This window comes from Psychrobacter sp. H25, assembly GCF_059076335.1.
The window spans coordinates 463,606-485,523 of record NZ_JCACRV010000001.1 but is presented as its reverse complement, the minus strand read 5'-3'; the positions used below and the strand labels follow the sequence as shown (position 1 = coordinate 485,523).

18 protein-coding genes are annotated in these 21,918 nt (G+C 43.7%); 8 read left to right on the top strand and 10 right to left on the bottom strand.

From position 1 onward, the window contains the following. Positions 1-22 precede the first annotated feature (22 nt). From bfr (AC5JPO_RS01940) to AC5JPO_RS01930, 3 genes are all read right to left on the bottom strand, one after another. Positions 23-505 carry a bacterioferritin gene (gene bfr / locus AC5JPO_RS01940; protein ID WP_443526441.1) on the bottom strand — a complete coding sequence of 161 codons (483 nt, stop codon included), beginning with the start codon at positions 503-505 and terminating at the stop codon, positions 23-25. 63 nt (positions 506-568) lie between these two features. Then, positions 569-1,057: a bacterioferritin gene (bfr, locus tag AC5JPO_RS01935; RefSeq protein WP_319051701.1), complete on the bottom strand. Its 489-nt coding sequence runs from the start codon at positions 1,055-1,057 to the stop codon at positions 569-571. Positions 1,058-1,434: 377 nt separating this feature from the next. Beyond that, positions 1,435-1,626, bottom strand: a complete 192-nt coding sequence (locus AC5JPO_RS01930; RefSeq protein ID WP_319051702.1) for a (2Fe-2S)-binding protein — start codon at positions 1,624-1,626, stop codon at positions 1,435-1,437. A 290-nt stretch (positions 1,627-1,916) separates the two neighbouring features. Between AC5JPO_RS01930 and AC5JPO_RS01925 the strand changes: the two genes are divergently transcribed. Further along, a complete protein-coding gene (locus AC5JPO_RS01925) occupies positions 1,917-2,246 on the top strand; it encodes an ArsR/SmtB family transcription factor (RefSeq protein ID WP_493843121.1) in 330 nt (109 codons plus the stop codon). A 101-nt stretch (positions 2,247-2,347) separates the two neighbouring features. Here the strand turns inward: AC5JPO_RS01925 and AC5JPO_RS01920 are convergent, their stop codons facing one another. The 5 genes from AC5JPO_RS01920 to AC5JPO_RS01900 form a co-directional block, all read right to left on the bottom strand. Then, entirely contained in the window at positions 2,348-3,070 is a 723-nt protein-coding gene (locus AC5JPO_RS01920; protein WP_319051705.1) for a sulfate/molybdate ABC transporter ATP-binding protein, read from the bottom strand. A 110-nt stretch (positions 3,071-3,180) separates the two neighbouring features. Beyond that, the gene (cysW, locus tag AC5JPO_RS01915) at positions 3,181-4,116 is read right to left on the bottom strand and encodes a sulfate ABC transporter permease subunit CysW (protein WP_443526436.1); all 936 of its coding nucleotides are present in this window, start codon (positions 4,114-4,116) and stop codon (positions 3,181-3,183) included. 1 nt (position 4,117) lies between these two features. Continuing rightward, positions 4,118-5,002, bottom strand: a complete 885-nt coding sequence (gene cysT, locus AC5JPO_RS01910; RefSeq protein WP_443526434.1) for a sulfate ABC transporter permease subunit CysT — start codon at positions 5,000-5,002, stop codon at positions 4,118-4,120. Positions 5,003-5,211: 209 nt separating this feature from the next. Further along, entirely contained in the window at positions 5,212-6,306 is a 1,095-nt protein-coding gene (locus AC5JPO_RS01905; RefSeq protein ID WP_493851880.1) for a sulfate ABC transporter substrate-binding protein, read from the bottom strand. 283 nt (positions 6,307-6,589) lie between these two features. After that, positions 6,590-7,711: a sulfate ABC transporter substrate-binding protein gene (locus tag AC5JPO_RS01900; protein ID WP_493851881.1), complete on the bottom strand. Its 1,122-nt coding sequence runs from the start codon at positions 7,709-7,711 to the stop codon at positions 6,590-6,592. A gap of 460 nt (positions 7,712-8,171) precedes the next feature. Between AC5JPO_RS01900 and AC5JPO_RS01895 the strand changes: the two genes are divergently transcribed. Continuing rightward, entirely contained in the window at positions 8,172-8,594 is a 423-nt protein-coding gene (locus AC5JPO_RS01895; protein ID WP_493851882.1) for a hypothetical protein, read from the top strand. 109 nt (positions 8,595-8,703) lie between these two features. Here the strand turns inward: AC5JPO_RS01895 and sat are convergent, their stop codons facing one another. Then, entirely contained in the window at positions 8,704-9,954 is a 1,251-nt protein-coding gene (gene sat, locus AC5JPO_RS01890) for a sulfate adenylyltransferase (protein WP_493851883.1), read from the bottom strand. Between the two features lie 344 nt (positions 9,955-10,298). Between sat and AC5JPO_RS01885 the strand changes: the two genes are divergently transcribed. The 3 genes from AC5JPO_RS01885 to AC5JPO_RS01875 all read left to right on the top strand — a co-directional run bounded on the left by AC5JPO_RS01885 (position 10,299) and on the right by AC5JPO_RS01875 (position 13,322). Further along, complete coding sequence (locus AC5JPO_RS01885) at positions 10,299-11,990, top strand: nitrite/sulfite reductase (RefSeq protein ID WP_493851884.1); 1,692 nt, start codon at positions 10,299-10,301, stop codon at positions 11,988-11,990. Next, a complete protein-coding gene (locus AC5JPO_RS01880) occupies positions 11,983-12,600 on the top strand; it encodes a DUF934 domain-containing protein (RefSeq protein ID WP_493851885.1) in 618 nt (205 codons plus the stop codon). The genes AC5JPO_RS01885 and AC5JPO_RS01880 overlap by 8 nt, the downstream gene beginning before the upstream one ends. Positions 12,601-12,683: 83 nt before the next feature. Continuing rightward, positions 12,684-13,322 carry a phosphoadenosine phosphosulfate reductase domain-containing protein gene (locus AC5JPO_RS01875; RefSeq protein ID WP_443526424.1) on the top strand — a complete coding sequence of 213 codons (639 nt, stop codon included), beginning with the start codon at positions 12,684-12,686 and terminating at the stop codon, positions 13,320-13,322. 131 nt (positions 13,323-13,453) lie between these two features. Here the strand turns inward: AC5JPO_RS01875 and AC5JPO_RS01870 are convergent, their stop codons facing one another. Continuing rightward, complete coding sequence (locus AC5JPO_RS01870) at positions 13,454-14,194, bottom strand: SDR family NAD(P)-dependent oxidoreductase (protein ID WP_493851886.1); 741 nt, start codon at positions 14,192-14,194, stop codon at positions 13,454-13,456. 293 nt (positions 14,195-14,487) lie between these two features. Here AC5JPO_RS01870 and cysG point away from each other — a divergent pair, with 293 nt between their 5' ends. The 3 genes from cysG to AC5JPO_RS01855 all read left to right on the top strand — a co-directional run bounded on the left by cysG (position 14,488) and on the right by AC5JPO_RS01855 (position 21,811). After that, the gene (gene cysG, locus AC5JPO_RS01865; protein ID WP_493853110.1) at positions 14,488-16,107 is read left to right on the top strand and encodes a siroheme synthase CysG; all 1,620 of its coding nucleotides are present in this window, start codon (positions 14,488-14,490) and stop codon (positions 16,105-16,107) included. 175 nt (positions 16,108-16,282) lie between these two features. Next, positions 16,283-17,860: an exonuclease SbcCD subunit D C-terminal domain-containing protein gene (locus AC5JPO_RS01860; protein WP_493853109.1), complete on the top strand. Its 1,578-nt coding sequence runs from the start codon at positions 16,283-16,285 to the stop codon at positions 17,858-17,860. A gap of 87 nt (positions 17,861-17,947) precedes the next feature. Continuing rightward, positions 17,948-21,811, top strand: a complete 3,864-nt coding sequence (locus tag AC5JPO_RS01855; RefSeq protein WP_493853108.1) for an AAA family ATPase — start codon at positions 17,948-17,950, stop codon at positions 21,809-21,811. Positions 21,812-21,918: the final 107 nt, after the last annotated feature.

The window sequence follows — 21,918 nt, the reverse complement described above, 5'->3', positions numbered from 1 at the left end:
TACGCTTATCTATAATAATGACCTAAGGCGCGTCATCATCGTTGATCTGTGATTGGATATAGCGCTCTGCACCAATACTCTCAATCAGATCTTCTTGGGTCTCTAACCAGTCCTGATATTCTTCGTTACCATCTTTCAAAGTGACCAGTAGTTGACGAGAGACATAATCAGACTTTGTCTCGCATAGAGTGATGGCATCAGTAATAATACTAAATTTCTGTTTCTCTAAACGCAGATTGCAATCTATGACCTCTGGCACATCTTCACCAACCAACACTTTACCCAGTTCTTGTAAGTTTGGAAGGCCACCTAATAGTAAAATACGCGCAATCAAATCATCTGACCACTTCATCTCAGCAATAGATTGCTTATAGAGTGAATCGTTAAGCGCCTCTAATCCCCAGTGACGAGCGATACGCGCGTGCAAAAAATACTGATTGATTGCAATCAACGACTGCCCAAGCACTTTGTTTAGTGCGCGAATAACTTCTTTATCCCCTCTCATTACCTCTCTCCCTTTCATATTTATACTAAATGCTATGGTGTTTTATTCATGTCTATTATGATATCAGACAAGATTAGGAGTCACCTCAGCCATTTGGCTTTGTAGGTAATTGGGCAGACCAATCATATCAATCAAACGCAGCTGCTGCTCTAACCAGTGTGCATGATCCTCTTCCGTATCTTTTAGCTGCTCAACCAACATCTCACGCGTGACATAGTCATGCTCTGCTTCACAAAGCGCGATGCCATCTTTTAAATGCTGCTGTACTTGGTACTCTAAATCTAAATCAAGCTGCAACATCTCAGGAACAGTGCTACCGATGTTGATTTTATCGACTGTCATCTTAGGGGTGCCGCTCAGCATCAAAATACGGCGGACAATCGCCTGTGCGTGCAGCGTCTCATCATCCATTTCGTGATGGATACGATCATATAATTTGCCGTAGTGCCATTCAGCATACATCTCTGAGTGGATAAAATATTGGTCACGAGCGGCAAGCTCGCCGCCTAGCAAAAAATTCAAATAATCAATAACTTTTTGGCTACCTATCATAATGCGTACTCCTCTATTTATTTTTTGCACTTCACCTTATATTCACAATTAAATATATAAGGACAGCATGATTGGTAAACTGGTCAGTAAAGAGCAAAGTCAACAAAACATCTTACAATCTTAGACAGATATAGTAGCATACAGGCGCTATATAGCATGTAATGTTGTGAACTAAGAATAAGATGCTAATTGAGAATTATAATTGTCTACAATTGCTAATCAGGATACTTGATACAAGTCTGTAGCAAGTAGGTCGGTGTATCAAAGAGGTTATATGGACGCTTGCAACCTACCCCTTATGTATAATGAAAGAGTAAATGCAATATATTGAATATATATTTTTATGTTGGAAATACAATAGCTTACGCTAAATATACTTAAACTGCATATGCTAAAACATCGAGACTGGCATGATGCTCGTCCAAGTAGTCATTAACCATAGGCTCGCAGCATCCACAGCACGTTGCCACATCTAGAGTGTCTTTTAGACCATCAAGGGTATCGACACCCGATGCAATAGCTGCCTTGATTTGCTTTTCTTTTACGTTGTTGCAGATACATACGTACATGAACAGGCTCCTCTGAATACCACTACTTATTCGATGAATCACGATATGCAGTATAATAACGATAACTATTATCATTTTCAATAACATTTAACATCTTTTTTTAGTCGCAGCAGTATTACTATGTCTTTTTTCATCTATTTATGTAAGTGGATATAAGCGTGCATGTAACCGAATATTGTCGAAGGTAGTGAATTAACGATGAACTGTAATTTTGCTTATTTTTTAATCGATTTTGTAGATGACTGCTGTTATATTGAACCCCTATAAACGAAGCCCATTGGAATTTTCCTATGTCTGATAATAATTTTACGATACGACCTATTGATTTGTTTAAAGTCTTATCTGATCCGACACGCCTAAAAATATTTCAAATTCTTTTCAAAAAAGAAACACGTTGCGTGGGCGATCTAGTAGACATGCTTGATCAGCCGCAGCCCACGATATCGCGGCATTTGAACCATTTGAAAAAATTAGGTATCTTAAGCTGTGTACGTGACGGTACATGGATGTGGTATGAGGTCGCTGATGATTTACCAGAGTGGTGTCAGGATATTCTAGACATCACTTATGATCAACTCGCCCCAAGTGATATCGACAAAGACGAGTCAAAACCTGCTTAAGTATCATAATGGCGACAGTTCAGTTCACTGTAACTAAGATGATGAGAGCAGCCAATAAAAAAGCCTACATAAGTAGGCTTTTTTATTGGCTCGTCAACTGCTTATGTCAGATCTAAGAAGTCACTGATAAACGCATTGGCTGGCTGATGTATCAGCTCCTCTGACGTCCCTACCTGCTCTACTCGCCCTTGGTTCATCACCACAATCTCATCTGATACGGCGCGAGCTTCTTCCTGATCGTGAGTCACCATGATGCTTGTGATACCGAGCTCATGATGGATGTTTTTTAGCCAGGTACGTAGCTCTTTACGTACTTTGGCATCTAGCGCGCCAAATGGCTCATCAAGCAGTAATAGCTTTGGCTTTACAGCGAGTGCGCGCGCTAGTGCAATACGCTGACGTTGACCACCTGATAACTGATGTGGATAAGCATTGGCCACTTGTGGGAGCTGTACCAGATCTAGTAGCTCTGCCACACGCTTATTGATATCCGCTTTACTAGGTCGCTCATTTTTTGGTAGTAGTGTTAGACCAAAGGCGACATTGTCTGCGATGTTCTTGTGGCGAAATAGCGCATAGTGCTGAAACATAAAACCAATATGGCGCTTTTGTACAGGGGTATTGGTGACATCTAACTCATCAAACAATACCTGCCCAGAGTCAGCGTATTCCAAGCCTGCGATAATACGTAGCAACGTGGTCTTACCGCAGCCTGAAGGACCTAATAGCGTCGTCAACTTGCCAGTCGGTACAGTGATATTGATATTATCTAAAGCCGTAAAGTTACCGAATTTTTTATTAACGTTGCGAATCTCAATGCTCATAATCGTATCTCTTATTATGTCTTTTATCGTATCGTAGCAAGGTACTGGGTAGTTACTATATCAGTCCTATTAACACTGCCAAGTTGGATATCGTTGAATCGCGTCACTTATCACTTATCAACACTCTCAGCTGTTGCAGTCGTTGCATTGGCACTTACTGGTAGCTCAGGTGCACTCGCTAAGCGCTCAGACTTTGCAAACTTACGTTCTTGCATTTTGGTCATGACTTGCTGAATCAATAGCGTTATCAAGGCAAGTGCGGCCAGTAAGCTCGATAAAGCAAACGCAGCAGTAAAGTTATAATCGTTGTAGGCAATCTCAACCAATAGCGGCATGGTGTTGGTCTCACCGCGAATATGACCAGATACAACGCTGACAGCACCAAACTCACCCATCGCACGCGCATTGGTCAAAATCAAACCATACAGCAGTGCCCATTTGATATTAGGCAGTGTCACATGCCAAAAAGTCTGCCAACCACTCGCACCTAAGGTTAACGCTGCTTGCTCCTCGGAGTCGCCTTGGGTCTGCATCAGCGGTATCAACTCACGCGCAACAAAAGGAAAGGTCACAAATAGTGTCGCCAAAATGATACCAGGTACGGCATAAATCACCTGAAAGCCCATACTCTCAAGCCAGCCACCGATTGTAGAGTTCAGACCGAATAGCAGCACAAACATTAAACCGGCAACAACTGGTGATACTGAGAATGGTAAATCAAGCAACGTGGTCACCAGCTGCTTGCCTTTAAACTGGTAGCGTGTGACCAACCATGCAATCGCAATACCCATCACCATATTGATCGGCAACACAATGGCGGCGGTAATCAACGTAAGCTTGATTGCTTGTAGTGCTTCAGGATCAACTAATGAGGCAAGATATAACTGCCAGCCATTTTTGAACGCTTCATAAAACACAGCCAATAATGGCACCACAAGCATCAAGACCATAAACAGCACGGCAATAACAATAAAGGTGCGGCGTATCCATGGGGAATCTTTAGTCGCTGCGTTTTTTTGGTAGTCGTAGCTATTAGATATTTGCATATTAGCGAGCTCCTACACGGCGCGACAGTTTCCACTGCATGATATTAATGGTCAACAAGATAATAAACGATATGAGCAGCATAAATAGTGCGACCGCAGAGGCGCCTTGAATGTCAAACTGCTCAAGCTTACTGATGATAATGAGTGGCAAAATTTCAGACTGCATCGGTATGTTGCCAGCGATAAAGATAACCGAGCCATACTCACCAGTCGCACGAGCAAACATCATACCTGCACCCATCAGCAAGGCAGGCAATAACTCTGGCAAGATCACTTTACGAAATGTCGTGAGACGATTGGCACCCAAAACCGCAGATGCTTCTTCAAACTCGACTGATAGCTCAGCGAGTACTGGCTGCACGGCACGAACGATAAAGGGGAAACTGACGACGACCAGTGCCAACCAAATACCTATTGGCGTAAAGGCCACCTGAATATCAAACTTGGCAAACCATTGACCAATCAAGCCATTAGGCGCATATAGCGTCGCCAGTGAGATACCTGTGACTGCCGTTGGCAACGCAAATGGTAGATCGACCAAAGCATTGATGAGTGACTTTCCCCAAAACTCATAGCGAACCAGCACCCAAGCGACCAATGTACCAAACACCATATTGGTCAGCATCGCCAAAAACGACATCCATAAGCTCAGCTTGATAGCAGCAGTGACCTGCGGCTGAGTAATGGTATCCCAAAACCCAGTCCACCCCATCTGGGTTGTGGTATAGGCCATCATGGCAAACGGTAGGACTACCAATAACGACAAGCTAAAGACAGTTATACCCATGCTCAGACCAAACCCAGGTAGCACATTGCGCTGACGCAAACGGGTTAGCCAACCCTTTTTATTGGCGGGTTTACTGGCAGAAGAAGATGTTGCACTCATAGTGATGTCCTATTGCCTAACTGGTGGTACTTAGCGAGGGTGCTCACCGTAAGACCATTATTACTATTGTTATAAAAATTATTATTGGTCGGCTTATGATATAAAGGACATAGTGCGTACGACCATGTCCTTTATGGGGTGCTTCATAACTAACTGTCGAGCTAATCAATGTCTAGCGCAGTAGCTGCTCTTATGTACTTAGCAAGCAATTACTGAGGCGCATTAATCGCTAGCTGGTCAAACACACCGCCATCACTGAAGTAAGTTGTCATAATCTCATCCCATGTACCAAAGGCATCGTTCGGACGGAAAGTCTCAACTGGCGGCAGTTTGTCACCGTTTTTCTCAAGTACGCTTTGGACGCTAGGACGCAAGTATAGGTCAGCGGCTAGCTGCTGAGCTGGCTCACTCCACAAGTAATCAAGATACGCTTTGGCAGCATCTGTAGTGCCTTTTTTGTCTGTTACAGTCTTCACAACAGCCACAGGGCTCTCTGATTTGATTGAGTATTTTGGATACACGATATCTACTTGGCCAGCACCAAAATCAGTTGCCGCTAGGTTGGCTTCGTTTTCAAAGGTCACCAAGACATCACCGATGCCGCGCTGAACGAAAGTCGTTGTTGCTGCACGTCCACCGTTTTCATAGACTTTGACATTTTTTAGCATGTCTTTGACGTAGCCTTTAGCTTTTGTTTCATCTTCATTAAAAGCATGTAGACCATAACCATATGCACCTAAGAACGCATAACGACCGTTACCTGTGACCTTTGGATTGGCCATGACGATCTCAATACCATCTTGGGTTAAGTCTTCCCAGTCTTGAATATTTTTTGGATTGTCTTTACGTACCAAAAATACAATTGTACTGGTGAACGGCACTGCGTTGTCTGGGAATTTGCTTTCCCAATCTGACTCAACCAAGCCTTTTTTCTCAAGTAGCTCGATATCAGAGCCTTGGTTCATAGTGGCAACATCTGCTTGTAGGCCGTTAGCAACAGACAACGCTTGCTTGCTTGAGCCGCCATGCGATTGCTTAATTAAGATATCGCTGTCTGGGTTCTCAGCTTTATAGTGCTCAACAAACAATGGGTTGTAGTCTTTATAAAAGTCACGTGCCACATCGTATGAGACATTCAGTAGCTCAATGCTCTGCCCTTCTGCTGCTGCACCATCAGCGTTAGCAGCCGCATCAGTCGTCTCGCTATTGCTACAGCCAGCCAGACCAAGTGTCAAGGCAACGCCAGCAATACTTAAGGCACTAAGAGTTTTACTTTTTTGTTGATAACCGGCTACGTCTGTCATAAATACCTCAAAGATGTCTGTTGTGTGATGCAAGTATGCTAACAGTGCCATCTTATTATGTTTAATGATGAATATGCGTATGTTATTGCCAAAAGGGAATAACAAGCGGACAATTCTAAACATATCAATAATTTATCACACTACGAGTTATGTATAACTGTTGGTTTAGCAATGGACAGTGTTGCTACTGGCACAAATGCGATTTGCCTTACATATGCCTTCTTGTATGTACCTTAGTAATGATAGGCAAGATAGACAGTTCTACAAATTAGATAATCAGCGGCTACTTGCTGCTCGTCTTGGTGCTCGCCAGCTGATCAAAACGGCCGCCATCGACAAAAAATCCATCCATAATTTGGTTCCATGAGCCAAATACCGTCACAGGATCAAACGTCTCGATATCAGGTAATGTATCCTTGTGAGTGGCTAGGACTTGCTCGTTACTTGGGCGCATGTACATCTCTGCCATGAGCTCTTGTGCAGGCTTGTCCCATAAACCTTTCAGATAAGCATTTGCCGCTGCCGTCTTACCTGATTTTTCAGTCACTGCCGTGACCACTGCTACTGGGTTGGCGATGGTAATAGAGTAGCTTGGATAGACGATATCGACCTGACCTTTGGCAAACTGCTTGGCTGTCAAATGCGCTTCGTTTTCAGTCGTAATCAGCACATCCCCTAGGCCGCGCTGAGTGAAGCTGGTAGTTGCTGCACGCGCGCCATTGTCATAAGTGACTACGTTTGCTAGCAGCTTTTTGATAAAGCCATCAGTTTTAGTAGGGTTTTCGCTGCTCTTTTCTTTAAATTGATGCAGCCCATAGCCATAAGCACCTAAGAACGCATAGCGTGCCGTGCCACTGGTCTTGGGGTTAGGGATAACGACTTCGACATCATTACGTGCCAAATCTGACCAGTCTTTAATGTTTTTTGGATTGCCCGTACGAACCAGTAGCACCATCGTACTGGTATAAGGGACAGCGCCATTGGGTAACGCTTGCTGCCAGTCAGTGCTGACTAAGCCTCTCTCGACCAATAAGTTCATATCGGTTTCTTGATTAAAAGTCACCACATCAGCCTGCAAACCATTGGCCACGGACAGTGCTTGCTTACTTGAGCCACCATGTGATTGGTTGACCTTTACCTCGCTGTCTGGATGGGATTTGAGATAATCAGTACGAAATAGCTCATTGTAGTCTCTATAAAAATCGCGAGATACGTCATAAGAGACATTGAGCAGGCTAACGTCTTGTGAGTCGTTATTGCCAGCTGCGACGGCATCATTCTGTGTGGCTTCAGTTGGGCTACACCCAGTCATTATGGCCGCTGCAGTAATGATACTGCTGATACCAAGAGTCTTGGCGGATAGGCGGCGGTCACTCACGAACTGAATGTTTGTTGTTTTTTGCATGAGATTCTCAGTAAAGGTAATAGAACGTTTGTGCCAAAATAATTTTCACTATGAATGACTATTTTGGAGGACGTTTTTATTTTTGGGTTTTGGGTTTTGGGTTTTGGGGAGGATGAAAGCTATGCTATCAGCATAAATAGCAAACGCTTAGTGACGAATTCGCTTATCGAATAGTGATGTTGGCATAAGTGCTGTCAGTCTTTGTTTGACAGCATGAGGAGTAAAAAAAGGTACATCACTGCTGGCAGGTTTATTCAGTAGACTATAATTTGGGTAATCGGTACCATTGTTTGTATACGATAAGGTTTTCAGACCATAGTGATTTGAAAATCTATACTCTTACTCGACCAAAGGCATTTATATGATTCTTTCGTACCGTCGCTTTTATTCTGCTGGTAGACTCATGATGATCACCTCTACCCTTGTAACTTTAATAGGTTGTAATAATGTGTCGCCTACTATGAATAGCGCCAATCACAGCAGTATCAAATCAGTCACTAGTTCAGCAGATGAAGTTTTTGCAGACAAACTTTCAGCGGATTATGCTTCTGCAGACTACGATAAACGTGCTCAAGGCTATGACTGGGTTGGCGTAATGGTACGAGCAGAGAGTGATCAGCAGATTGACATTAAAGTTCGTTCACGCAGCGATATTAAAAAACCTACTTGTCACTTCGATGGCAAGGCGACACTCATGGGGCAAGATGCCGCTCACGGTACGATTTTTCAGGCACAGGTAAATGACAGCACCGCCTTTTTTCAATTTAAAGATGACACTCTCACCATCGACAGTACAGACAAGTATGCACTGAACTATTTTTGCTCAGGTGGTGGCTCGCTTGCTGGAGAATATAAAAAGCTGGCAGCAGGTCTAGAGATCTAATAGTCAGCGTTGGTGTTTGGAAATAGTAGAAAAAAAGGTGCCAGACCATAAGTCTGACACCTTTTTTATAACTGGTTTCGTACGCGTTATTTATACTGATGATCAGTCGTTATACCGCAGACGCCCCTGTTAATTTAACTTCAGCACGTTCTTCGCGAGCGATACCGGCGTAGTAATCACGCAAAATCTGTAATACTTCTGGACGACTAAAGTTATCTGGCACATCCATGTCTTCTGATAGTGCTTTACGCAGTTTAGTACCTGAGACTTTAACGTGCTCGGAGGCATCGTGCGGACAAGTCTTGTCAGAGGCCATTGCATTACAAGCATTACACCAGAACGTCCAGCCAATTTTTAGTGGTTGGGTGATAAGGTCATCTTTACCAACATGTTCAAAAATCGTTTGCGCATCAAACGCACCATAGTAATCACCCACACCCGCATGGTCACGGCCGACAATCAGGTGGCTACAGCCATAGTTTTGACGGAATAGCGCATGCAGTAGCGCCTCGCGTGGACCGGCATAGCGCATGTCTAACGGATAACCCGCTTGGATAACAGTATCTTGTCTAAAGTAATTATCGATTAGCGTTTTGATGGCTTCTTGACGGACTTCTGCTGGGATATCGCCCGGCTTTAGCGCGCCTAGTAATGAATGAATCAATACACCATCACAGATCTCAATTGCGATCTTGGCCAGATATTCGTGTGAGCGGTGCATTGGGTTACGTGTTTGGAATGCAGCCACTGTTTTCCAGCCTTTAGCGTCTAAGATTTCGCGAGTCTCTGCTGGCGTTTTATAGATCTCTGGATATAGTGTTGGGAACTCGCCTTCGCTAAGTACTTCAACGCTACCGGCAATATTGACAGCTTCTTGATTCAGTACTTGCTGAACACCTGGATGCTCTGAATCGGTAGTTGTAAATACTTGCTGGCACTCGTGCTTTTTATCGATAGTGTAGGTTTCTTCTACTGTCAAAATACCCATGACTTCGCCATCTTGAGCAACTAAGGCTACTTTGTCACCTTGACTCAAACTGTCCGCAGTCTCTGTTGGCGCAGATAGCGTGATAGGAATTGGCCAAAACAAGCCTGCGTTTTCGCCGCTCTGCAAGCGCATGTTGTCTACCACGCCCTGCCAGTCCGCTTGATTCATAAAACCATTTAGTGGCGTGAAGCCGCCGATACCGAACATGATCAAATCACCGCGCTCACGTGAGCTGAGGGTAATAGATGGCAATGTGCTGGCAAGCTCTAACGCTTCAGCACGTGCATCATCATTTAATAGTAAAGGTTTAAGTACGTCACTACCATGTGGCGGAACGAGTTTTGACTGGGTCGGAGCTTGAGTTTGAGTCATATAATTTTTAAAACCTCTTAAATAAAAGAATGGTCGAAGAAAATAAGTTGCTGTAAAGTGTCGCTTATATAGGTAGCTGCTAGCAAAAAATAGAGTAATAGTCGTTAGAAGAGTAATAACCATTAGGCATTGAATTTGATACGCATAGGCTACCTAACTTTCGTTATGAAAATTTATGCTGTGTTTGGATATGGATATGTCTGAAAGGAATTTATGATTCTGAGTGCAAGCTTATATCATGTATAGCTGAATTATGCGCATTGCACCCGGCAATAAAACCTATTACACACGCAAATCATTTTCGTCGCTGATTTTAAAATTAAAAACAAAACTGAGATTACGTCATGTATCAATATAATTACGCTGACCAGACTTTGGTAGAGGAACGAGTTGCCCAGTTTCGCGACCAAACTGAGCGATTTTTGGCAGGTGAGCTGCCAGAAGAGCAGTTTTTGCCACTGCGACTGCAAAACGGCCTTTACATCCAGCGTTATGCGCCAATGTTGCGTATTGCCATTCCTTATGGCTTACTTGCCAGCTATCAATTGCGAAAATTGGCTGAGATTACTCGCAAGTATGACAAAGGCTATGGGCACTTCACGACCCGTACCAATATTCAGCTGAACTGGCCAAAGCTAGAAGACGTGCCAGATATCCTAGCTGAATTGGCATCGGTACAGATGCATGCCATCCAAACCTCAGGCAACTGTATCCGTAATACCACAACGGATCCGTACGCTGGTATTCATAAAGAAGAGATTGCTGACCCACGTCCTTACTGTGAGATTATCCGTCAGTGGTCAACCTTCCACCCTGAGTTTGCTTTTTTGCCGCGTAAATTTAAGATTGCTGTGATCGGTACCAATGATGACCGCGCAGCAACGCAAGTACACGATGTCGGTCTACACGTAAAAACCAATGATGACGGTGAGATTGGTTTTGAAGTATTGGTTGGTGGCGGTCTTGGACGTATTCCTGTCCTTGGTAAAGTTATCAATAAATTCTTGCCACGTCAGCATTTGCTGAGCTATTTAGATGCTATCTTGCGTGTCTATAACTTGCATGGCCGCCGTGACAAAGGCAGCAAATACAGATCACGTATCAAAATTTTGGTCGAAAGCATGGGCGGTCCAGCGTTTGCCAAATTGGTCAATGCTGAATGGGAAGCCCACACCAAAGACGGCCCACTTACCTTGACGGATGAGAACTTTGCAACAGCGACTGGTTTCTTTAGTGAGCCTGACTATGCATCGTTCGACGCACTACAAGTACAGTCTGAGCTACAACAGCAACTAAACGCTGATAAAGACTTTGCCAATTGGTATAACCAAAACACCGTAGCGCATAAAGTAGCAGGTTACCGTGCAGTCGTAATCTCGCTTAAAGCGGGCTTGGTTGATGGTAAATACGTACCATCTGGTGATGTTAGTGATTCGCAAATGGATGCACTAGCTGATTTGTCTGATAAATACAGCTTTGGTGAGCTGCGTGGTACGTATCAACAGAACTTAGTATTCGCTGACGTACAGACCAACCATCTTTATGAGTTATGGCAGCAGCTATCTGACCTACATTTAGCACGCGCAAACATCAATACCCTAACAGATATGATTGTCTGCCCAGGTTGGGACTATTGCTCGCTTGCCAATGCAACGACGCATAACATCGCTGAGCAAATCGAAAAGCAATTCGATGACCTAGACTATCTGTATGATTTAGGTGAGATTCGTCTGAACATGTCTGGCTGTATCAATGCCTGTGCGCATCATCATACAGGCGATATCGGTATCTTGGGTGTTGATAAAAAAGGTGAACATTGGTACCAGATCAGTCTTGGCGGTAACTCTAGCGATGATGCCAAACTTGGCAAAATCTTAGGCAAATCCGTCCCTGCTCTTGAGGTCGCCAACACCATACAGCAGATCGTTGATGTGTACGTGGACTTACGTGCCAGCACAGACAATGACGTCGAGAGTTTCGGTCAATTGGTTGAGCGCGTTGGTATTGATCCATTTAAGGAGAAGGTCTATGGCTAATCATCATATTTTGGACAATCATGGCGTAGACATTAGCAGCCAAGACACTTGGCATGTGCTCACTACGGATGATCTGCCTGAGAGTATCGTATCGACTAATATTACGTTGCTTGAGCTACTACAAAAGCAAGAAAAGCCTGACGTCATCGTACCGCTTGCTGACCTATTAAACGAGTCAGGCGCGCAGGCTGGTGGTCTGATTAAAGAGGTTTATGAGCTGATCGTACAGCACAGTAGCCGACTTGGATTGTGGGTTACCGCCGATACTGACGCTGATGCACTAGAAGGCATTAGTGAATTACTATCAGCGCAAGCATTGATAGTAATTGATGTGCCTAAGTTCGCTGATGGTCGTCACTTTAGCTTTGCACGCACCCTGCGCCAAATCGGCTACACCGGTGAGATTCGTGTTGCTGGCGCGTTTGGCCGTGATCAAATTGCTTATATGTTACGTGTGGGCGTTGATAGCTTTGTACTGAGTGAGCATGACCTAGAAGCTGATTCTAAATTTGGCATTGAGCAAGCCTTTACAGCGCTTGCTAGCAGCTATGATGGTCGAAGTGCTTCGGATTTACCGATGTTTGCATCATCAGAGCCATCGGTCGCATAGTTTTAGCACTGACTATAATTTTTATAGTCATACCTAATATTTCTAATTAACACTTTATATTAACAACCATTAAGGAACATATTATGAGCCAACTACACCCAAACCTAGATATTGACCAAGCCAACCAAGACTTGCAAGGTAAATCACCTGAGCAAATCGTTGAGTGGGCACTGACTCAAGCAAAAAATCCAATTATCACCACCAACTTCCGTCCATACGAGTCAGCGATTTTGCATTTGGTTGCTAAGCAGCGTCCTGATATCACAGTATTGTGGGTAGACTCAGGCTACAACACAGATGCAACCTATCAGTTTGCTAACAAATTGATCCGTGACCTTGATTTGAATGTTGTGACCTATATCCCAAAACAAACGGCTGCCCACCGTGACGCGACCATGAACGGTATCCCAGGTATCGATAACCCACAGCACGATGAGTTCACTGAGCAAGTAAAACTAGAGCCATTCCGCCGTGCACTAGATGAGCTAAAGCCTGATGTATGGTTCAATGCGATTCGTAAAGACCAAACTGAGTTCCGTCAAGGTCTTGACGTGCTTAGCTTGTCAAAAGATGGTGTATTAAAAGTAGCGCCATTGTTTGAAAAAACAGATGCTGATCTAGATGTCTACTTAGAAGACAATAACCTACCAAATGAGCATGACTACTTTGACCCAACGAAAGTAGAAGAAAGCCGTGAGTGTGGTTTGCATACTCAGCTATAATCTTTGATAACCGCTCGCAGTATTCTGCAGCAATAAAAAAGCCCTCTCGTTTTGATAGGGCTTTTTTATTGTTGGGAAGATACGTAAGAACCGTTTGTTATTGTTGACGACTATGTTGGCAACTACTAAAGTTATTTGCGACCTAGTACCCAGCCACCATCCATCAAAACGTTAGCACCTTGCATATAGTTAGAATCATCAGATGCCAAAAACACAGCAAGTGCAGCAATCTCTTCAGGCTTGCCAGCACGCTCGGCAGGAATACGCTCTAGACGTTCATCGTCAATACCCTCAGTCATGGGTGTTTTTATAAAACCTGGCGACAATGTATTCACTTTAATGCCCTGACTACCAAAATCAAAAGCCAATTGCTTCGAGAACCCTAAAATGGCGTGTTTGGATGTCACATATGCTGAGCCACCCGGTCCTGCCATTTGTGTCGCTTGCGAACCGACATTAATAATGGTGCCACCGCCCTGCTCAATAAAATGCGGAATCACCATTTTGGAAGCCAAATAAGGCGCCTTGACATTAATCGCCATCAATTTATCGTAAAAATCCTCTTCTAGCTCAACAGCATTATCATAAGCGTCATGAATACCAGCACCGTTGTACAAAATGTCAATCTGACCATAAGTCGTTAATGCTTGGTCAACAACGGCTTGAATATCGGTCTTTTCCGTCACATCAGCTTTGACAAAGATGACGTCTTGATTGCGATCTCTAATGTCTTTGACAATTCGATTGCCGTCTTCCTCATCGCGTCCTGTAACGACTATTTTAGCGCCTTCTTTGGCAAATGCTTTGGCCGTTGCCTCACCTAACCCTGACGTGCCACCAAATAAAATCGCGACCCTGTCTTGTAATTTCATAGTATGCTTACTCTTTTTAATTATTGCTAATTATTGATATACGATTAATTGTCTTAAGACATGCTAGCACAACCTAATTTTGGGATATGTTAGCGTGTGTTAGATTACTTATTCATTTGATCAAGTAAGTTCATCTATTCCTATTAGCAAGAAAAATATCAATTAATATTTCAAAAACGAATATACTAATGCCAATTCACTACGTGAGAGTATGCCTGCGATACCTCATAATGGCGGCATCTCTTATACCTTCTCCAACCTTTATAATAAACAGTTAAATATATGGTGACACTATGAACACCTTCCCGCTATTTTTTAAATTAGAAGGCCGTAAAGTGCTCATCGTGGGCGGCGGCGAAGTGGCACTGCGTAAAGCGGATTTGCTCAGCCGCGCTGGCGCGTGCATTACAATTCTTGCGCCAGATATCAGCCATGAGTTGCAAGCTTTGCTAACGGATGATAAACACCAGTTTATCTACGAGAATTATAATAAGCGCTATATGTTAGGGGCACGTGTGATTATTGCCGCAACTGACGATGAAACGCTGAACCATGAGATTCACGCAGATGCAACTGAGCTAAATATCCCGGTCAATGTGGTCGATACCCCGCCATTATGCGATTTTATTTTTCCAGCCATTATTGATCGTAACCCTATTGTGATTGGGATTTCATCAAATGGTAAAGCACCAGTATTGGCACGGCTATTACGGGCACGTCTTGAGACCCTAATCCCGCAAGGCTATGGTAAATTGGCCAAACTGGCTGGTGACTTCCGCAGTGAGGTAAAAGCAAAAATACCCACACTCACTGGGCGTCGTCAGTTTTGGGAACGCGCGTTTGAAGGTCAGGTCAGCCAGCTCATGTTTGCTGGTAACGAAACTGAAGCTACTGCCCAGTTACAAGCCGATTTAGACAGTACTGCCATTGCTATCCATCATAAAACCCACTCTGATACCCCAGTAAATACAACGCCTACGCTATCAGATGATTCAGATAACAAAGCACCTCCTGTCGGTGAAGTCTATATCGTTGGTGCAGGTCCTGGTGATCCGGAGCTATTGACGTTTAAAGCGCTGCGTTTGATGCAGCAAGCAGATATTGTCTATTATGATGCCTTGGTATCGCCACAAGTGCTGGATCTTTGCCGCCGTGATTCTGATAAAGTATTTGTCGGTAAAAAACGCAGTAACCATACGGTCGCTCAGCTTGGCATCAATGAGTTGTTGGTCAATAGCGCCAAAGAAGGTCGCCGTGTCGTTCGTTTAAAGGGCGGTGATCCTTTTATCTTTGGTCGCGGTGGCGAGGAGATTGAAACCTTACGAGCAAACAATGTGCCCTACCAAGTTGTACCGGGTATTACCGCTGCCAATGCCGCTGCAAGTTACGCTGGTATTCCCCTCACCCACCGCGATCACTCACAGTCCGTACGTTTTGTGACAGGGTTCTTGAAGGCTGGCGCACCCAATAGTAATTTTAAAAATTTCTTAAACACTGATGAGACCATCGTGTTTTATATGGGCTTGCACTCGCTGGCACGTTTGACCGAAGGCTTAGTTGACGCTGGCCGTAGCGCTGATACACCCATTGCCATCATCTCTAATGCGAGCATGCCCAATCAGCAAGTACTGACAGGCACGCTTGCCACGATTGTTGCCAAACAAGAGGACGCTCAGCTGCCCACGCCTGCTCTACTTATTATGGGAGATGTGGTTAGTCTGCATCATGATTTGGCTTGGTATAACTTGCAAAATCAGCAACATAGTGATGCTTTGGCTAAGAATTGGCTGCGCGGAGGAGTCACAGGCGAAGCTACTAAACAGCCTATAGACCAGCAAGCACATGCACTATCGATGGTAGCAAACCTCGCGATGCAGCAAGAGGATGGACCCGAGCAACTGATTATTGATTAGCCTTTCCTTACTATGTAAAGCTTATCAGCAAAAAGATTTTTCTTTATAACTATAAAAAACCCTGCCAATCATATATTGGCAGGGTTTTATTTTGGCAACAGAGAAAATCCCAACGATTCTTGCTAGAATGAAAGCTACCTAACCCCTGTTCTGACGTTTAACGATAAGCCAAACTATGCCTCCATCTATTGCTCCTAAATATACCTCTACTAAACCCTTAAAAATATTGCACACGTCCGATTGGCACTTGGGGCGACGTTTATATGGTCGTCTGCGTTATGAAGAGTTCGAGGCGTTTTTGCAGTGGCTAGAGGACACCATTAGCACACAGCAAGTAGATATATTGATTGTCGCAGGGGACATCTTTGATACCATGACACCCAGCAACAAAGCCCAAGCGCTATATTATGAGTTTTTGGGTAGGGTCTCACGCTCGTGCTGTCAGCATGTGGTCATTGTCGCAGGCAATCATGACTCACCAACATTTTTGGATGCGCCAAGCAATGTACTCAAATTTTTGAATGTCCATGTGATAGGCACAGCTTGTGATGATTTAGAAGATGAAGTACTGGTCTTAGGTGATGATGATAACAATCCTCATTGTATCATCGCCGCTGTACCCTACCTGCGCGACCGTGATGTACGTAGCAGTAGTGCTGGCGAGTCCGCAGATAGCAAAGACGCCAATGTTATCAAAGGCATTCGCGCCCACTATGATGCAGTAGCAAGTATTGCAAAAGGACAGCAGGCAGAATTAATAAAAACTCATCAACGGCATATCCCTATCATTGCCACAGGTCATCTATTTGCAGCAGGCGGCAAAACAACCGACGACGATGGCGTGCGTGATCTCTATGTTGGCTCACTCGGTAAAATCTCCGCTGATATGTTTGATGAGGGTTTTGATTATGTCGCCCTTGGGCATTTACACGTGCCGCAGCGCGTTGGTGGTCGTGAGAGTATTCGCTACTCAGGCTCACCTATCGCCATGGGTTTTGGAGAGGCCAAGCAACAAAAACAAGTACTACTTATACAATTTGGCAATTCTGAATCTTTTGATAATGACAGCTTAAGTCTAAACGTTCTCCCTCAGCTTTCCAGCACAGATGCTACTGTCCAAACCGCAAAAATTGAAAAGCCAATAGAAAAAACAGCTAAGAAAGTAGTTAGCAAAGTAGAGCTGTTTATGGACGATTTGTTTGGTTTTGACGAGCCAATGGAAGATACAGAAGCAGAAAAAACAGTGATTCCCAATGGCACTTCTACTCAGCAAGATCAAAGCAGTCAAACAATACCTGCTAAGGCTACCACTACCAATAAAATGCTGCACCGAAACGATGCCAATCAGATGCAAGTAGTTTCCCTGCCTATCCCAAAATTCCAACAGCTGGCGCAGATATCTGGTGACCTGCCTATAATCTCACAAACGATAAAATCGCTCACTCCAGCTGAATCTGTTTGGTTAGAGGTGGTTTATACGGGTGACGAGATTGTGAGTGACTTACGTGAGCAAGTACAAGCGATGGTAGATGGACTGCCATGTGAGGTGCTAAAAATTAAGAATACCTGCACTTATAATAAAGTACTAAATCAGCAGCAAACCTCTGAAAACTTGCAAGACTTAAATGAGATGGAAGTGTTTGAGCGCTGCTTGAATCTAAATGGCGTGGCTGAGTCACAAAAAGACTCGTTGCGCGTTGCCTATGGTCAGATACTCTATAATATACGTCATGAGGACAAACAGGCGGAGTGATATAAGGGATAAATCATTATCACACTTCTATTTTCTATCTTTCTAAATTTTCGCAGCTGCTGCTATCACTAATAATAAGATATATCCATGCGCCTAATCGAACTCAGACTCAAAAACCTCAACTCCCTCAAAGGTGAATGGCATATTGATTTTGCTGATACAGCATTTATCAATGAAGGTATCTTTGCTATCACAGGACAGACTGGCGCTGGCAAGACCACCATATTGGATGCGATTTGTTTGGCGCTATATGGTGAGACACCAAGAATTAATAGTATTAGCAAAAGTAGCAATGAAGTCATGACGCGGCAAACAGCGGAATGCTTCGCTGAAGTCGTGATTGATTTGAATGGTGAGCAGTACCGTTGCCGCTGGGGACAGCGCCGTGCTTACAATAAAGCGGACGGCAATCTGCAAGACGCAACTCATGAAATCGCTCAGATACACGTTGATGATCCCTCAAAAGAGGACGAGCTGCTAGAAAGCACTCTAAAACATACTAAAAACAAAATCATTGAACTGACTCGGATGGATTTTCAGCAGTTCACTCGTTCCATATTGCTCGCTCAAGGCAGTTTTTCAGCATTTTTGAAGGCAAAAGCCGATGAGCGCGCCGATATTTTAGAAAAAATTACAGGTACTGATATTTATGCCACTATCTCAGCACATGTTCATGATAAGAAACGCACTGAGGAAGAGATATTAAATAAATTGCAATACGGTCTAGATGGCTTAGCGCTTTTAGATACTGTAGAAGAAAGTCAATTAAGAGCCGAATTACAGTCATCTCAAAGTGTTCAAAATACGCAGCAGCAAGACATTCAAAATTTGGCAGAAAAAATTAAATGGCTAGATAGTGTTGCAGAAGCAAAAGAAAAGCTGAGTAGCTATCAACGCAATCTTGATAGTGCCCAGCAAGCGCAGCAAGATTTCATCCCTAATGCCAAGCGTTTAACTGCCGCCAATATGGCGTTGGAGCTTGATAGTCAGTTTAGCCAGCTGACTCATAGCCGCGACAACCTAAAACGCTTGCAAGATGAGCAGCAGCAGATAAATCAGACATTACCGCAGCAAAAAGACCATCAAAAACAAGCCACCACTCGTCTAGAGTCCGTACAAGTCCGAGTGCAAACGGCTAGCAACGTATTACGGGATACTCTGCCCGATATTGCAAAGGCGCGTAAATTGGATACAGACATTGCGCAGAATAGGTACGCTTTAGAAGAGACTGAACAAAGACAACACGCTTTATCTATGAGCACTCAGCATTTGCGTCAAGAAATAAACGATCATAAAAAGTCAGCTGAACATAATCAAACTCAGTTAGTAGAGGTAGAAGGTTATCTCAAAAATAATAACGAGCTTAGCGACATTGACAGCGATATTGCTAATTTTGAGAGTTATTGCAAACATCTAAAGTCATTACTACAAGACAATGTTGACCTAAACATCAACAAAACCAGCCAGCAAAGCGATATAGAGCAGTATCAAAGCCGTCTTAAGAGCTTGCATGAACAGCAAGAGAGACAAGTAATCGAAGAACAATCGCTGCAAACTAAGACCACAGCGCTGCAGCAAGAGCAAACTGCTTTAACTGAAGTACAATCTTTATCTGAGATGCGGAATGAACAAGAGCAGATCGATAACCTCAATCGTCAACTTGAACAAATGGGGCTAAAAGCAGATCAGCTTAATAAGATTAGCGCACAAACCAAAGACATAGATATCACGCTACCAGTGATAAAAAACGAGTTAGTAGAATTGACTAACATCATTGATGATACAGTGTCTGCTATCCATGCGGCTAAAGACAAGTGGCAAGACAAACAAACACAGCTGTATCTACTACAAAAAGTAGCCACGCTAGAAAGTCACATTGCCGATTTAAAAGATGGTCAACCCTGCCCCCTATGTGGATCGCTTGAGCATCCTTATCGCACAAATCATCCCCACGTTGTGTCAGATACCGAAGCGGAGCAGATTCAGCAGCATATAACAGATTTAGACACTACCATATCCAATTTGGAAAACCGATTATCTGCGCATCGTATCAGTCAGGCGACCAAACAGCAGCAGCTTGAGCAGCAGCAAGATCAGAAAAAATCGCTACAAGATCAAGCACAAAAACTAGCGGCTGATACCAATCAGTCAATCCGTTTGGTGCTTGATGGAAGCTACTCGCCATTTATCGCGGCAACGATACCGCCATTGCAGCAACGTGAGCCACAGGTAAATATACTACCTCTATTAGATCGTATTCAACATCAACTTGTAGCACGTAGAGCGTCCCTAAAAGAGACTCTGCTCAACTATGAAACGCTTGTAGAGAAGCTTGCTACCATACGCGATGATATAAGCGTGCTAGCGCAACAACAGTATAAGCTGGCAAGCGACATTAGTGAGATTGAGACGGATATCAAAATTAAGTCCGCGAGTATAGATAATATTAACAAAGAGGTTCACGATAACTTCTCCAAATTGGTAACTCTCAAGAATGATATCGTACAGTTGTTAACCAAATATACTGCTGGCAGATTTCAGTCAGAGTCGCTAGCACAGATACGTACTTCGCAGCTCACTTTATCCCCTCTGATGGATAGTATTGATAACCAATTCATACTAAGTGAGGCGGATTACCATACGCATATCAATACATTTCGTCAGCAGCGTGCAGCGTTACTCAGTATAAGAGATGAATTCAATCAATCTAAAGAAACGCAGCAAACGCTGACGACATCATTAGGTCGTCTAGACATACAGATCGATACCAAACAAACCCAGTTGAATAACAACCAACAGGAGCTTGATAAGCTGGTTAAGCTCGTGACTGAAAAGACAGAGACGCTTGAACAGCTAAAAACGAACAGAGAAGATGTTTTTGCTGATAAAGACCCTGAATCAGAAGAAAAGCGTTTGCGTGAGGCGTTAGAACAAGCGCAAATTGAGCAAACCTCTGTACAGCGGCAGCTCGATAACTCTGAGCTTGAGCTTAAACAATTGCTTAACAAACAATCTCACGTGACTGAGCAAGTGATCACCGTAATAGGTGCGCTCAATACTCAAGAGGACGCTTTTAAATCAATACTTGCCGCCTCCAATTTCATCGATGAAACGGATTTTGCGAATGCGCGCCTGCCCATTGATGAACGTAATACGCTCAAGCAGCAGCAAGAACGTATTGATTATGCGCTAAAGCAAGCGCAGTCTTTATTAAAAGAAACACAGAAAGCATTGGAAGATAAGCAAGCTAACCCGCTGACAACAGACGACAAAGAGACACTCACTCAGCAGCATACTCAAGCACAAGAAGCGTCTAATAAACGTATAGAGTCTATTGGTGCCATTAGTCAGCGACTAAAAGACAATGAGGACAAGAAAAACACGCAACAGGCGCAGATTGAAGCTATCAATGCTCAAAAGGATAAGTTGCAAGTGTGGCAACAACTACACAAATTAATTGGCTCATCCGATGGTAAAAAGTATCGCACCTTTGCACAGGGTTTGACCTTTGACCTCATGGTTAATCATGCCAATACTCAGCTGCAAAAAATGAGTGACCGCTATCTGCTAGCGCGTGACGATGACAGCCCACTTGAGCTCAATGTCATTGACAACTATCAAGGCGGCGAGATTCGTAGCACCAAAAACCTATCAGGCGGTGAAGGCTTTATTATTAGTCTTGCGCTGGCATTAGGGCTCTCACAGATGGCCAGTCAAAACATTCGCGTGGACTCGCTATTTTTGGATGAAGGCTTTGGAACATTGGATGAGGAGTCTTTAGATATTGCGCTGGATACGCTGACTAATTTGCAGCAAGAAGGAAAATTAATTGGCGTGATATCCCATGTGCAGGCATTAAAAGATCGTATTTTGACCCAAATCAAAGTAGAAAAGCTCTCAGGTGGATTCAGTCAGATAACAGGACAAGGCTGTCAGCGAATCGCGAGCTAACGTTTTGTTATTGCACGCGTCTCATAAGGCAAAAATAAAAAACCACCGAACATTGCGCTCGGTGGTTTTTTTGAACATACGGCTATTTTGTGTTTAGTGGCTAATCA

Excerpts from the sequence above, each read along its gene's own strand:
- bfr (WP_443526441.1), bottom strand. The coding sequence starts at position 505 with ATGAGAGGGGATAAAGAAGTTATTCGCGCACTAAACAAAGTGCTTGGG.
- bfr (WP_319051701.1), bottom strand. The coding sequence starts at position 1,057 with ATGATAGGTAGCCAAAAAGTTATTGATTATTTGAATTTTTTGCTAGGC.
- AC5JPO_RS01930 (WP_319051702.1), bottom strand. The coding sequence starts at position 1,626 with ATGTACGTATGTATCTGCAACAACGTAAAAGAAAAGCAAATCAAGGCA.
- AC5JPO_RS01925 (WP_493843121.1), top strand. The coding sequence starts at position 1,917 with ATGTCTGATAATAATTTTACGATACGACCTATTGATTTGTTTAAAGTC.
- AC5JPO_RS01920 (WP_319051705.1), bottom strand. The coding sequence starts at position 3,070 with ATGAGCATTGAGATTCGCAACGTTAATAAAAAATTCGGTAACTTTACG.
- cysW (WP_443526436.1), bottom strand. The coding sequence starts at position 4,116 with ATGCAAATATCTAATAGCTACGACTACCAAAAAAACGCAGCGACTAAA.
- cysT (WP_443526434.1), bottom strand. The coding sequence starts at position 5,002 with ATGAGTGCAACATCTTCTTCTGCCAGTAAACCCGCCAATAAAAAGGGT.
- AC5JPO_RS01905 (WP_493851880.1), bottom strand. The coding sequence starts at position 6,306 with ATGACAGACGTAGCCGGTTATCAACAAAAAAGTAAAACTCTTAGTGCC.
- AC5JPO_RS01900 (WP_493851881.1), bottom strand. The coding sequence starts at position 7,711 with ATGCAAAAAACAACAAACATTCAGTTCGTGAGTGACCGCCGCCTATCC.
- AC5JPO_RS01895 (WP_493851882.1), top strand. The coding sequence starts at position 8,172 with ATGAATAGCGCCAATCACAGCAGTATCAAATCAGTCACTAGTTCAGCA.
- sat (WP_493851883.1), bottom strand. The coding sequence starts at position 9,954 with ATGACTCAAACTCAAGCTCCGACCCAGTCAAAACTCGTTCCGCCACAT.
- AC5JPO_RS01885 (WP_493851884.1), top strand. The coding sequence starts at position 10,299 with ATGTATCAATATAATTACGCTGACCAGACTTTGGTAGAGGAACGAGTT.
- AC5JPO_RS01880 (WP_493851885.1), top strand. The coding sequence starts at position 11,983 with ATGGCTAATCATCATATTTTGGACAATCATGGCGTAGACATTAGCAGC.
- AC5JPO_RS01875 (WP_443526424.1), top strand. The coding sequence starts at position 12,684 with ATGAGCCAACTACACCCAAACCTAGATATTGACCAAGCCAACCAAGAC.
- AC5JPO_RS01870 (WP_493851886.1), bottom strand. The coding sequence starts at position 14,194 with ATGAAATTACAAGACAGGGTCGCGATTTTATTTGGTGGCACGTCAGGG.
- cysG (WP_493853110.1), top strand. The coding sequence starts at position 14,488 with ATGAACACCTTCCCGCTATTTTTTAAATTAGAAGGCCGTAAAGTGCTC.
- AC5JPO_RS01860 (WP_493853109.1), top strand. The coding sequence starts at position 16,283 with ATGCCTCCATCTATTGCTCCTAAATATACCTCTACTAAACCCTTAAAA.
- AC5JPO_RS01855 (WP_493853108.1), top strand. The coding sequence starts at position 17,948 with ATGCGCCTAATCGAACTCAGACTCAAAAACCTCAACTCCCTCAAAGGT.